A 13,409-nucleotide genomic window follows, 5' to 3' on the forward strand; every position below is an offset into this window, starting at 1 on the left:
GATGAGGTAATATCTATCTCATCTTATAACTTTATTTTAGAAGCTCTTTTCTATGCAGCTTCATATTAAATTGGTATAACGGTTATCAGGTACAAACGGCTCGTAATGGTTATGAAGGGCACAAAACAGCTAAGGAAATTATGCCCAGCTTGATTGTGACTGACTTAATGATGCCCTTAGTGAGCGGACTTGAGATGATTCAGATGATCCGCAAAGAGGAGAAGTTGAAAGGAATACCGATCGTTTTGCTGACTGCGAAAGTTGATGAAGAAACCCGCATCGAAGGTACAGAACATGGGGCTGATGCTTATTTAGCAAAACCATTTAACGATCGGGAACTTTTGGCGGAAGTTCGGAATCTTTTGGCATTGAAGGAAAATGAACGACGAATCGTGGAGTTAAATACTTATTTAACAGAATCAGTACTAAAGCGCTTTTTGCCAGCTGTATTGGTGCAAAAAGCTGCAACTGGTGATTTAACGTTAGATTTGCGACCAGAACCACGCTTAATTACAGTTTTGTTTAGTGACATCGTAGGTTTTACACAGCTATCAAATACTCTTAGATCCCGACGAGTCGCAGAGTTGCTAAATGAATATTTAGAAGCCATGACCAAAGTTGTCTTTAGTAATGGCGGCACTGTAGATAAATTTATGGGAGATGCTATTTTAGCTTTATATGGAGCGCCGGAAGAACTAACCCCCAACGAACAGGTGCGTCGTGCCATTAATACAGCAAGAGCAATGCAGCGCTCGCTGGCTGACTTGAATCAGCGCTGGCGAGATCAAGGTGTATTCGATGGTGATAGACTTACTAGCGTCCAGTTTCGGTGCGGTATCCACCAAGGTACTGCTGTTGTGGGGATGTTCGGTAGCGCTGAACGCGCTGATTATACAGCCATTGGCCCTAGTGTGAATATTGCTGCAAGGTTGCAAGCTGCTGCTGTTCCCGGTACTATTTTGGTTTCTGCTGCCGTGGCAGATTATTTGCAGGAAGAAGAAATTACTAAAGGTAGTCCGCTAGAACTTAAAGGAGTAGATGAAACAGTTTTGACTTTTGCTGTTACACCAGAAGTAATGGTTAATCGCTAAAATTTAGACTGGTATTTTAAAGCATTAGCAATCGGTAAGAGTGCCTAATCATATCCAGTTTATATAATATGACACCATCAGTTGCAGATAAAACTCCAATTCCAACCAAAGTCTGGAGGCGACATACCGATCCACCAGGTTTGTGGATTTCTGTCGTTATAGGTTCAGTCTCTCTGCACTTGCTGGCATTCTGGCTGATGCGCTCATCTCAGTTTAGCCGTTTGTGGCACCAGCCAAATCAAGCCACTATTCCAATTGAAGTTGTGGAGATTTATTCTGAGGCAAAACCAAGAACAAGAAAAGTTGCGTCTGAACCAAAACCAGTCTCGCCCAAGGAATCATCCACAATTCGAAAGGTACAAGCAGTAAAGTTACCAAAGCAAGTAGTTCCAGAAGATAAGTTAACAGCAAAACCTGCCCTGAGCGGTCAAGATAGAAGTGCAATCGCATTAACAAATAATAAAAATGCGATCGCTCAACAACGTCAACGCCAACAAGAACTTGCTCAACAACGTCAACGTCAACAAGAACTCGCTCAACAACGTCAGCGCCAACAAGAACTTGCTCAACAACGTCAACGTCAACAAGAACTTGCTCAACAACGTCAACGTCAACAAGAACTTGCTCAACAACGTCAACGTCAACAAGAACTCGCTCAACAAAGTCAACGTCAACAAGAACTTGCTCAACAACGCCAACAAGAACTCGCTCAACAACGTCAACGTCAACAAGAACTCGCTCAACAACGTCAACGTCAACAAGAACTCGCTCAACAACGTCAACAAGAACTTGCTCAACAACGTCAACAAGAACTCGCGCAACAAAATGGTTCACCCCTACAGGAACCACGCACTCAAACAGGACATGCTCCTCGAACTGAAAATGACGGAACTACTGCACAAACGCACACAGGAGGAGGAGTAATAGTTAGCTGGATTCCTTTAACTCCATCTCAACAGACGATATTGATGAAAACTGATTTACCGAAGGATATCAAACTACCTGAACTTGCACAAAGCACAAAACAAGATTCTACAATTGCAATCCAACAAGACCTTGGACTGAAGACGGGAAATTTTTTATTTAGCTTAATCATTGAGGAAAATGGCGTATGTTCAAAGGCTGTATTATTGCCCGATCAGAATATATCACCGGATGAAAGGGGTATATATGAGCAATTCGCCTTTGAGGAAGTTTGTCAAAAAAATAAATTTAATCCTGCCTACGAACTCGCCGATCAGACAAAAAAACAAGCAAGCAACCTACTTGTAAGGTTTAAAATCCAACCTGCTAATTCCAACTAAATGCTTGAATTTTTCAAAAAGCCATGTTATACTTAATAAGTTGGAAATTTGCGGGTGTAGTTTAGTGGTAAAACTATAGCCTTCCAAGCTATTAATGCGGGTTCGATTCCCGCCACCCGCTTTAAAAAACTTTCAAATCTGCTAGTACAGAACGGTTTAAATACACCTGCTACTTTAAATAGAGAAATCTGGAATGGGTATCGTACCCCACCCAGTTAATGCAAATTTTGTGTTAAACAGCTTAAGCTTAATTGTTGCTTTTCTCGATTGAGAAACAGCCAGAATCATGTAATGCTTGTGGCAGGCTACGCCTACGCTAATCTTGGTAAATAAATAAAAAATTGGAGGAATATCGCACAGATTTAAGTTCGAGTATCCCTCATTGCTCAACATCAACAATGTATAATATACATCCAGTTATCCAAATCTACCGCTAACGTAATCTTTGGTATCTTGCTGCTGAGGATTGTTGAAAATTAATTCTGTTGCATCGTACTCTACCATGTAGCCGTTACGACCTCCTTTTTCAGTAGTTTTAACATTAAAAAAGGCTGTCTTGTCAGAAACCCGCGCTGCTTGCTGCATATTATGGGTAACGATAACAATGGTATATTGCTCTTTAAGCTGGTGAATGAGTTCTTCAACTCGCAAGGTGGAAATAGGGTCGAGAGCGGAGCAAGGTTCATCCATTAATATAATTTCAGGTTGGACTGCGATCGCACGAGCAATACACAATCTTTGTTGTTGTCCTCCTGATAAAGATGAACCACTTTGTCGCAGTTTATCTTTTACTTCGTCCCATAAAGCCGCTTGCCGTAAACTCCGTTCCACCAATTCATCCATGTTACCTTTGTAGCCATTGATTTTGGCTCCAAAAGCAATATTGTCATAAATTGATTTTGGAAATGGGTTTGGTCTTTGAAACACCATTCCAATTCTCCGACGCACTTCTACAGGATCGATGTCGGATGCATACAAGTTTTTATCGTAAAAAAGTATTTGACCTTCTGCCCGGAATGATTCAATTAAGTCATTGAGGCGGTTGTAGCATCGCAACAACGTACTTTTACCACAACCAGAAGGGCCGATAAAGGCTGTCACCTGATTTTTTGGTATATCTAGCCAAATATTCTGTAAGGCTAAAAATTTGCCGTAGTATACGTTCAAGTTTTCGGTGCGTAAAACGGTTTCAGTACCGTTGACTGTGCTAATATTAGTAGCCATAAATTAAGTGCAGTATTAGTTTTAGCGATACAAATCCGCTATGTGTTAAGCTCTTTCCCTAAGCTTTTTTTCGAGTAGCCCAACGAGCAATGATACTTGTGATTAAAACCATCAATACCAAAATCAAAGATGCCGCCCAAGCTAGTGATTGCCAATTTTTAAACGGAGAAATGGCATATTTGTAAACCAAAACAGCAAGGGAAGCTGTAGGTTCAAATAAGCTACCAGGCCAAAAATTGGAAAATAGCGCGGTAAATAGTAAAGGTGCGGTTTCTCCAGATGCTCTGGCGATCGCTAGCGTTGCCCCAGTTACAATTGCAGGTAGGGCTGCTGGCAAAACTACTTGTGTTACTGTTTGAAAGTTAGTTGCTCCTAACCCTACAGATGCTTGCCGCAAATCTTGCGATACTAACTGCAAGGCTTCATCAGTGGTTCGGACAATGATTGGCAACATCAAAATTGCCAGTGCAAATCCTCCACCAAGAGCAGAATACGATCCTAAGTTTAACTTAACCAGTGTTAAAACTACAATCCCATAAGCAAATACCCCAGCAATAATTGAGGGGACTCCACTCAGGACGTTAGCTGCAAAACGTACCCATCTCGCTACTTGAGCCGAGCTAAATTCTGTGATGTAAATTGCCGCTAAAATCCCAAACGGGATACTAATCAGGGCAGCAATTCCTACCATTAACAGTGTGCCCAAGATTGCATTACCAAAGCCTCCTCCCTTTTGTAAAGCTTTGGGTGGCAGTTCAAAAAAGATGCTAGGATTCAAACTGCTAAAACCTTGAATAATGACGTAAGAAAGCACTGCTAGCAAAGGCACAAGTGCCAACACTCCACAGATAAATGCAACTACGGTCATTACTGTATTAAACAGTGTCCTTTGAGACATGGGAGCGCGAATTAAACTGCGCTCTGGAAAACTAGAAGTCATAATTCAATCCAAAACTAAGCTACAGTCGCTTGACTCTCAGAACGATAAACTCGGCCATGATATTGACTACCAAGGTCAAGAAGAATAGAACTAAAGCAGCGTACATTAAAGCCGAAACTTGCAAACCACTAGCTTCGGAAAATTGATTCGCCAGTAGAGAAGAAATCGTATTGCCTGGTGCTAACAGTGAGAGACTAATGTTGTTGGAATTACCAATCAACATGGTTACAGCCATTGTTTCTCCCATTGCCCGACCGAGTGCTAACATCACAGCACTAACTATCCCTGAAAAGGCGGCTGGAATCAGAACTTGCAAAATCGTTTCCCAACGAGTTGCTCCTAATCCTATGGCGGCTTGGCGTAAGCTGGGCGGTATAGAAATTAAGGCATCGCGTGATAGGGCTGTGATGATGGGCAAAGTCATAATCGCTAATATGACTCCCGCCGGTAACATTCCTGGCCCTGTAGGGGGGGTGCTAAAAAATGGTATCCAGCCAAAGTAAGTATTGAGCCATTTTCCCAAGTTAGTTATGATAGGCACTAAAACGAAAATACCCCATACGCCGTAGACAACGCTGGGAATAGCTGCGAGTAGTTCTACCGCAAAAACCAATACCAACTTCACTTTAGCGGGTAAAAAATCCTCGCTTAGTACAATAGCAGTACCAACTCCAATCGGTACAGCTATCAGTAAACCTATAAAAGAACTCAAGAGAGTTCCATAAATTTGAGGTAGTACTCCGTAGCTATCATTAACTGGGTTCCAAGTGGTGTTAGCTAAGAAACTTGCACCAAACTTTTGGATAGCAGGCCCAGAAGCGATCGCAACTTGTAAGCCGATCCATAATAAAGTGGCAGCAACCCCAAAGGCAAAAATTTTAGTAAGCCAAATAAAACCCCGATCTAGGGACTTTTCTACATCAGTGCGATTTTTTGTCGCTGATGAAAGTTTCTGAGAATTTGTAGTCATGACTACCGACTTTCACAATTAAATCAGAGGAATATATGGGAGGCAACCATCTCAACAAAATTGTTGCCTCATCGTTTTGTCAAACTAGTTTAGTAAGCAGCCTAAAAATTTATTGTCTAGGAATGCTTCATTTCTTGACTGTGGCTACTTGCTCGCGCTAGTACCACTACCAATAGCGATTTTATAATCTGGACTAATTTGATCGGCAGCAGCAGCCACCTTTGTGATGACGTTTTGGGGTAAAGGAACATACCCTAATGTCGTAGCCTGTTTTTGGCCCTCAGTTAAAGCGTATTCGATCGCAGCTTCAACTGCCTTAGCTTTTGCCGCATTGGGATATTTCTTGTAAGCCAAAATCCAGGTATAAGTGACGATGGGATAGGAATCAGCACCTTCTGGATCGGAAATGAATACGCGGAGATCGGGGGGTAGAGTTACTGATGCTAGAGTTTTAGAGGCTGACTCTTCACTAGGTACAATAAATTTACCGCCTTTGTTTTCCAAAGCAGCAAACTTGAGACTATTTTGTTTGGCATAGCCGTACTCGACATAACCAATAGAACCTTGTGTTTGTTGGATTTGGGCGGTAACACCCTCATTCCCTTTCGCACCAACTCCTGTAGGCCAGTTGACAGTTTTACCTTCACCAACTTTAGTCTTCCATTCTGGGCTAATAGCGCTGAGGTGTTTTGTAAACACACCTGTTGTTCCGCTACCATCTGAACGATAAACTACTGTGATTTTCTCTTTAGGAAGCTTTGCACCTGGGTTAGCCTTGGCAATTTGGGCATCATCCCAAGATGTAATTTTGCCTAGTAGAATATCAGCGTAAACGGCTCGTGGTAGTTTAAGTTCTGGAACATCTGGCAAGTTGTAAGCTAGCACGATGCTACCAGCAGTTACGGGCAGTAAAATAACGCCCTTATCTGCTGGCACTTTTTGGATTTCTTCATCCTTCATGGCAACATCGCTAGCACCAAAGTCTACAGTGCCTTTGATAAATTGCTCAACTCCAGCACCGCTACCAACTGAGGCATAGTCAACTTGCAAATTAGGATATTTTTTGTTTAGATCGGTAAACCATGTATCATACAGGGGTGCTGGGAAAGATGCACCAGCCCCGCTTAACTTGAGATTTCCACCCAAATCTAATTTGGTTGTGCTGGACGCTGTAGTATCTGTAGCAGTACCAGAAGGTGTTTCCTTGGTGGCTGTATTATCTGGGTTTTGCTGTCCGCCACATGCAGCTAATCCGATTGTCAGTGCTAACACTGAAACTGAAGCTGTGAGGCGATGAATTTTTATTACACTAAGAGGAGAGGGCATCGCTATCAATAGTTTGGGTAACTTTTCAGGTGAGCGCCTCTAAGAATACCCCTAAAGGATGAAGGTTAAGGTAAAGGATAGGTTAACAAAGCCTAAAATGCTTGTTTTTTTTTGATGAAGAACAAACAATCGTTTCTACCTTTCCTTGATAAAATTTATACCAATGCTTTTGTCACATATTTTAGGAATAGTACCATAGTAAGTTAGTTACAGATATTTACAAAACTCTATTATTAGTGTAGCTTTGTTGGTCAAGTGATGAAAAATATATAAAAAACTAACAAAGTGTGGTATTATCGAAAACTTATATAAAATTATAAGTTTATGAAAGTTCTTACTGCTTATAGGTCTAAGCAGGTTTAAAGTCATAACTCAACAATCTAAGTTTAGACAGTGAACTTATTGTTTAGAGAAAGTAGAAGAAAAACTATCAATTGCCTATTTTATAGAAGTGAGGCGGTGCGATCGCTAAAAAATTAGTGAGTTAAGGAAATATCTTTAACAATTTTTAGCATAATTAGCATAAATTTGATGCTGAATCTAAAAAACTTATTTTAAATACTAAATTTTGCTAACTTTACCACGTATTAGGTCAAATACCAGAATTCGTAGAACTGAAAAGTTACATACCAAAAAGGCAAAAAAAAATATGCTAATTCTTAAAAGTGTCAGCACAAATTTTATTTCAATATTAATGAACATACTAGTTGCTGTTGGTTTTTCCTTTTGCTTTTTCCTGGTTGCCTGATAAATGTTTGCTGCTTCCAATCAATTACTATGGTCAATGATTGGCTTACTCCTAACAATGGGTGGTACTTTCCTAGAAGCTTATGGGATCACCTTTCCTTGGAACTGGAGTAAGCACGGGATTCAGACTTTTCCTTTAGGTGTCACTTTTCAAACTGGCGCAGTACTGTTAGTGGGTTGTTTAGGAGGCAAAAATGCCGGTGCGCTCTCGCAAATCGCTTATTTAGTGATGGGGTTAACCTTATTACCTGTATTTGCCGATGGCGGGGGTATTGGTTATGTTAAGCTATCTCAGTTTGGCTATCTACTAGGCTTTATTCCTGGAGCTTGGATTTGTGGCTTAGTTGCCTTTAAAGCTAGACCTCGACTAGAAACTCTCGCTTTTAGTTGTATTTGTGGCTTATTAACGCTGCATCTATGCGGTATTAGTTATTTGATTATTAGCTATATTTTTCAGTGGAAAGGCACAGAAAATCTATCTTTGATGCAAGCAATCCTTAAATATTCTTGGTTTGCACTACCAGGGCAATTAAGTGTGGTTTGTGCCGTTACTGTAATAGCATATATATTGCGTCACTTAATGTTTTATTAGTCATTAAGGGGCTAGAGGCTAGGGCTAGAAATTAAAATTTTTCTCATCCCTAGTCCCTAGTCCTTAGTCCTTAGTCTCTAGCCCCTAGTTTCATGCGTTTAAAAAACCGCCTTTTCTGGATTGCTGCCTTCATAGCTTTTTTCTTAGACCAAATAACAAAATATTGGGTGGTGCAAACCTTCAGCTTAGGGCAAACACTACCACTCTTGACTGGAATATTTCACTTTACCTATGTCACCAACACTGGTGCCGCTTTTAGTCTTTTAAGTGGGAAAGTAGAGTGGTTGCGCTGGCTATCTTTAGGAGTGAGTTTGGTCTTGATAGCGTTGGCGTTGTTTGGGCCAACATTAAATTTATGGGATCAGTTCGGCTATGGCTTAATTTTAGGTGGAGCTATGGGGAACGGTATTGATCGCTTTATTTTAGGCCATGTCGTTGATTTTCTTGATTTTCGCCTGATTAGCTTCCCTGTCTTTAATGTGGCAGATTCATTTATTAGTATTGGTATTGTTTGTCTGTTAATTGCTTCCTTTCAAAAAACACCAACTTCAACTAGCAGGTTCGATTAAACTATTAAGCCTGGGATGATTAATCATCCCAGGCTATTGATTAGTGGTTACTGAAACCATTGTTCAGTCCTATATGCGAAGACTTAATCTATGGATTCCAGGGATTTGGATTTGTATCCTACACCAGCTAGCATAACTGGTGCAGAAAGTCAAGATGCACTGATGATTGGCGATCGCAAACTAATATTCAGATCGTATCCAGCTTTTAATTTAATTACCTGTTCCAGGAGCGGATGGAGTACCAGGGGTGGGAGAGTTTGCACCTGGTTCTGTAGGATTACCAGGTTGAGATGGGGTAACAGTTCCTGGTGCTGGAGTTAAGTTGCTAGGAGTGCCAGGTTCAGATGGGGTAGTAGTTCCTGGTTCGGTAGTGCTGCTAGGAGCGCCAGGTTCAGATGGAGTAACGCTTCCTGGTGCTGGAGTTAAGTTGCTAGGAGCGCCAGGTTCGGGTGGAGTAACGCTTCCTGGTGCTGGAGTGCTTTCAGGAGTTCCGGTTTCAGGGGGGGTAGGAGTTCCTGGTGCTGGAGTGCTTTCAGGAGTTCCAGTTCCTGGTGTGGTTTCTGCTGGTACTGTAGTACTACCAGGAGCAGTGCTAGGTGTGGTTTCTGCTGGTGCTGTAGTGCTACTAGGAGTAGCGCCAGGGGTAAGCGCTGTGCCGCCGGGACAGCGAGAATTGAGCGGGAAATACTCGCACAGAATTTTCATGCCTTCTGGCGACATCTTAATTTCCGTTGGTGCGCTAGTAGATTCGCTACTGGATTGGGCTATGGGGGATTTACTGGATTCGGCTACGGCAATATTAGTGGTGAGAGCCAAAGATATAGCTGTACCAATCAGGGTCAGAGATTTTCCCATCATTATGAAATTTACCTCAACGGAACACTCGACCCATTAAAACAGATAATGAGATTTAAAAAATCTTCCTAAATGAATATATTTAGGTTTGTTTCAAAATATATGAATATGTAAAATTGGTAAAAATTAAATATGTTGTTTCTTAACAATTGGTATTTATAAATACAAAGCCAAATTCGGTTTTTGTCGTTATTAAAGTAGATAAAATAAGCTTTTTACAAGAATATAAATTTTTATGCACGTAATAAAAATAACAATTTAATTTAGTTTTCTAGATAATTAACAGTATAAATTAGAGCAAAAAGTTCCGTATAGCTAATTTATGCTTTGGCTTATGAGTAAAATGATGAAAGACTAACATCTAAATTTTGATTCGCCCGATTCTTCACTAAAAAGTGTGATGTGAATAGCCGATGAGTTCTCCCCAACCCCCTCACAAGCCACAAACGTTAATTGGTCAACTGACTCAAGCAGTCCATACTATCCAAGCTAGGGTTGATTTTTCCAAACTGGCGCTCAAGCCTAATGCCAAAGTACCAGAACTCTGGGTGCAGGATGCGGGGGCGGATAAAGCAGAGGTATATCCACTGTTGGGCGATCGCTATATTCTCGGTCGTAGCTCCAAATCCAGTGATATCGTTGTCCGTAACCCAGTTGTCAGCCAAATTCACCTATCGCTATCGCGGAATTCTACTCATAGCACACCAGTTTTCGTCATCAAAGATGAAAACTCCACCAATGGCATTTATCGTGGCAAGCGTCGTGTTAATTCCCTAGAACTACGTCACGGCGATATCTTGACCCTGGGCCCCCCAGAACTCGCCGCTTCCGTGCGATTACAATACGTCGATCCGCCAGCCTGGTATGTCAAAGCTGCAAGTTCGGCAGCTTATGGTATCGGCGGTATCAGCGCCCTATTCGCATTAGTGATTGGCGTAGAATGGCTGAAATTTTCAGTTAGACCCCTACCTACAGCTACACGCGCCCCAGTAGTCGTTTACGCTCGTGATGGGGCCACCCCATTAAGAGAACCTCGAACTATCTCTCATGTCGATATGAAGCGTTTAGAGGAATTTGGCCCTTATTTGGCATCTGCTGTAGTAGCTTCAGAAGATAGTCGTTATTACTGGCACTTTGGGGTTGACCCTTTGGGGATTTTACGAGCAGTGTTGATCAATAGCCGCAGCGGAGATGTGCAACAAGGAGCCAGCACAGTTACGCAGCAAGTTGCCCGCAGTTTGTTCCGGGAGTATGTAGGCAGACAGGATACCCTTGGACGTAAATTAAGGGAAGCAGTTGTTGCCCTAAAGCTAGAAACCTTTTACAGCAAAGATGAAATTTTGCTGATGTACTTAAATCGGGTTTTTTTAGGGGGAGATACCTCTGGCTTTGAGGATGCAGCCCGCTATTACTTTGATAAGCCGGCTAAAGAATTAACTTTGGCAGAAGCAGCTACTTTAGTAGGAATTTTACCTGCTCCTAACGCATTCGATTTTTGTGGGGATGGGCCAAATAAGCTAGAAGCAGCTGAATACCGGAATCGCGTAATTAAGCGGTTGCTAGAGATGGGCAAAATTAAAGCTGAAGATGCGAACCGAGCTAGACGTTCCACTGTTCAAGTTAGCCCTAAAGTTTGCGAACAGCAAGCTAAGACGATCGCTCCTTATTTTTACAGTTACGTCTTTTCGGAACTTGAATCAATCTTGGGCGAAGGAGCCGCAAACGAAGGGAATTATATCATTGAAACCCAGCTAGATCCAGCCATACAGAGCCAAGCTGAATCGGCGTTGCGGAATTCAGTCAACAATAGTGGTGGAAGTTTTAATTTTTCTCAAGGGGCTGTGGTAACTCTTGACTCCAGTACAGGTGGCATCTTGGCAATGGTAGGCGGAACTGATTACAAAAAAAGTCAGTTCAATCGTGCTGTTCAAGCCAAAAGACAACCGGGTTCTACCTTTAAAATCTTTGCTTACACCGCCGCTATTCAACAGGGAATTTCACCATCTAAGAGTTATTCCTGCGCTCCTTTAACTTGGCAAGGCTTTACTTACAAGCCCTGTCGTTCCGGTGCTGGCAGTTTAGATATTGCCACCGGGCTGGCTCTTTCAGAAAATCCCATCGCCTTGGGAGTTGCTAGAGAAATCGGGCTGAATAAAGTAGTGGCGATGGCCCAGAATTTGGGAATTAAGTCAAACCTCGATCCGGTTCCAGGCTTGGTACTAGGTCAAAGTGTGGTCAATGTTTTAGAAATGACTGGTGCTTTTGGCTCTATTGGCAATCGTGGAGTGTGGAATCCTCCCCATGCGATTAACCGAATTTTAGACAGTGGTGATTGCAGCGATCGCAATGATATCAAAACCTGCCGTGTAATCTACTCCTTCGACCAAGACCCAGATGCCAACAAACGAGTTCTAACAACTGGTGTAGCCGATGAGATGACTAGTTTGATGCGTGGTGTCATCAGCAGAGGTACCGGTCGTAGTGCTGCCATTGGATTAGGAGAAGCTGGTAAAACAGGCACGACTAATAAAAACGTTGACCTATGGTTTATAGGTTTTATCCCAAGTCGGCGACTTGTAACTGGTGTTTGGCTGGGAAACGACAACAATTCCCCGACATCTGGTAGCAGCGCTCAAGCCGCTCAGTTATGGGGAAATTATATGCGGCGGATTACGCGGTAAATGGGCATTGGGGATAGGAACCTCATTGGGGTTTGAGTTATGAGTGATTTAGCGGTTAATGATGGTTCATATCAGCAGTTGTTAGATCGCATTTGTGAGTGTTTGGCGTTGGGGCGACAACGGGCTTTTGAGCAGGTTAATTCAGTTTTAGTAGAAACTTACTGGCAGATTGGGCGTTATATTGTCGAGTTTGAGCAAGCGGGCAAGGAACGGGCAGAATATGGCAGTAAGTTGTTACAGTTGCTTTCACGAGATTTGAAAGCGGCGTATGGTAAGGGGTTTAGCCGTTCTAATTTGCAGTATATGCGTCTGTTTTATTTGAACTATGAGAATTGCCAAACACTGTCTGGCAAATTGAGTTGGTCGCACTATACGGAGCTTTTAGCTATTTCCGATGATTTGGCGCGGTCATTTTATGAGCAGCAGTGCATCCAAGATCGCTGGAGTGTGCGGGAGTTGAAACGCCAGAAGGATTCGGCTTTGTTTGAGCGGGTGGCGTTGAGTAAGGATCGGGCGGAGATTTTGGCACTGGCTAAGGATGGGCAACGGATCGAGTCGGCGCGGGATGTGGTCAAAGATCCTTATGTGTTCGAGTTTTTGGATTTACCAGACCGCAATTATCGTGAGAGTGAGTTAGAAAATCGTTTAATTGCTGAGTTGGAGAAGTTTCTACTTGAGTTGGGCAAGGGGTTTGCATTTATTGGGCAGCAATACCGAATTACGTTAAACAACACGCATTTTTTTGTGGATTTGGTGTTTTATCATCGCATTCTCAAGTGTTTTGTCTTAATCGATCTGAAGACGCAAGCGGTGAGTCATCAGGATATTGGACAGATGAATATGTATCTAAATTATTTTCGCGCTGAGGAGAATATGAAGGATGACAACGAGCCAATAGGAATTGTGTTGGCGCGAGATAAGGATGAGATTTTGGTTGAGTATGCGACGGGTGGTATTTCTAATCAGCTTTTTGTGTCGAGATATCAACTTTATTTGCCAGATCCGGAGGTTTTAAAGCAGGAGTTAAGGCGGCTTTTGTCGGTAAATGATGGGTGATGTTACCTGCCCCCTAATTGCCGATGTCGTCAAACTACACATTTACCGACTCAT

The 13,409-nt window shown here is 42.2% G+C and carries 11 protein-coding genes and 1 tRNA gene; 7 read left to right on the top strand and 5 right to left on the bottom strand.

The window, feature by feature from the left end:
* Positions 1 to 62: 62 nt before the first annotated feature.
* The 3 genes from RMZ41_RS09160 to RMZ41_RS09170 all read left to right on the top strand — a co-directional run bounded on the left by RMZ41_RS09160 (position 63) and on the right by RMZ41_RS09170 (position 2,516).
* The gene (locus RMZ41_RS09160; RefSeq protein WP_322734366.1) at positions 63 to 1,091 is read left to right on the top strand and encodes an adenylate/guanylate cyclase domain-containing protein; all 1,029 of its coding nucleotides are present in this window, start codon (positions 63 to 65) and stop codon (positions 1,089 to 1,091) included.
* 68 nt (positions 1,092 to 1,159) lie between these two features.
* Positions 1,160 to 2,395, top strand: coding sequence for a hypothetical protein (locus tag RMZ41_RS09165; protein WP_322734358.1), 1,236 nt, complete (start codon positions 1,160 to 1,162; stop codon positions 2,393 to 2,395).
* A gap of 50 nt (positions 2,396 to 2,445) precedes the next feature.
* Positions 2,446 to 2,516: transfer RNA gene (locus RMZ41_RS09170), tRNA-Gly, on the top strand.
* A gap of 296 nt (positions 2,517 to 2,812) precedes the next feature.
* On the opposite strand, the gene pstB is transcribed toward RMZ41_RS09170, so the two are convergent.
* The 4 genes from pstB to pstS all read right to left on the bottom strand — a co-directional run bounded on the left by pstB (position 2,813) and on the right by pstS (position 6,855).
* Positions 2,813 to 3,619, bottom strand: a complete 807-nt coding sequence (pstB, locus tag RMZ41_RS09175; protein WP_322641736.1) for a phosphate ABC transporter ATP-binding protein PstB — start codon at positions 3,617 to 3,619, stop codon at positions 2,813 to 2,815.
* Positions 3,620 to 3,677: 58 nt separating this feature from the next.
* Complete coding sequence (gene pstA / locus RMZ41_RS09180; RefSeq protein WP_322641735.1) at positions 3,678 to 4,559, bottom strand: phosphate ABC transporter permease PstA; 882 nt, start codon at positions 4,557 to 4,559, stop codon at positions 3,678 to 3,680.
* Positions 4,560 to 4,578: 19 nt separating this feature from the next.
* The gene (gene pstC, locus RMZ41_RS09185) at positions 4,579 to 5,529 is read right to left on the bottom strand and encodes a phosphate ABC transporter permease subunit PstC (RefSeq protein ID WP_322641734.1); all 951 of its coding nucleotides are present in this window, start codon (positions 5,527 to 5,529) and stop codon (positions 4,579 to 4,581) included.
* Between the two features lie 144 nt (positions 5,530 to 5,673).
* Positions 5,674 to 6,855 (bottom strand): phosphate ABC transporter substrate-binding protein PstS, encoded by a 1,182-nt coding sequence (gene pstS, locus RMZ41_RS09190; RefSeq protein ID WP_322641733.1) that lies wholly within the window; start codon positions 6,853 to 6,855, stop codon positions 5,674 to 5,676.
* 751 nt (positions 6,856 to 7,606) lie between these two features.
* On the opposite strand from pstS, the gene RMZ41_RS09195 reads away from it, so the two are divergent.
* Together RMZ41_RS09195 and lspA are read left to right on the top strand one after the other, a co-directional pair.
* The gene (locus tag RMZ41_RS09195; RefSeq protein WP_322641732.1) at positions 7,607 to 8,194 is read left to right on the top strand and encodes a biotin transporter BioY; all 588 of its coding nucleotides are present in this window, start codon (positions 7,607 to 7,609) and stop codon (positions 8,192 to 8,194) included.
* Between the two features lie 92 nt (positions 8,195 to 8,286).
* Entirely contained in the window at positions 8,287 to 8,763 is a 477-nt protein-coding gene (lspA, locus tag RMZ41_RS09200) for a signal peptidase II (RefSeq protein WP_322641731.1), read from the top strand.
* Between the two features lie 210 nt (positions 8,764 to 8,973).
* Here the strand turns inward: lspA and RMZ41_RS09205 are convergent, their stop codons facing one another.
* Entirely contained in the window at positions 8,974 to 9,621 is a 648-nt protein-coding gene (locus RMZ41_RS09205) for a hypothetical protein (protein ID WP_322641730.1), read from the bottom strand.
* 410 nt (positions 9,622 to 10,031) lie between these two features.
* Between RMZ41_RS09205 and RMZ41_RS09210 the strand changes: the two genes are divergently transcribed.
* Positions 10,032 to 12,299 (top strand): transglycosylase domain-containing protein, encoded by a 2,268-nt coding sequence (locus tag RMZ41_RS09210; RefSeq protein WP_322641729.1) that lies wholly within the window; start codon positions 10,032 to 10,034, stop codon positions 12,297 to 12,299.
* A gap of 39 nt (positions 12,300 to 12,338) precedes the next feature.
* Positions 12,339 to 13,355: a YhcG family protein gene (locus tag RMZ41_RS09215; protein ID WP_322641728.1), complete on the top strand. Its 1,017-nt coding sequence runs from the start codon at positions 12,339 to 12,341 to the stop codon at positions 13,353 to 13,355.
* The last annotated feature ends 54 nt before the right edge of the window (positions 13,356 to 13,409 follow it).

It is taken from the genome of Nostoc sp. DedVER02 (assembly GCF_034530675.2).
GTDB lineage: Bacteria > Cyanobacteriota > Cyanobacteriia > Cyanobacteriales > Nostocaceae > Nostoc.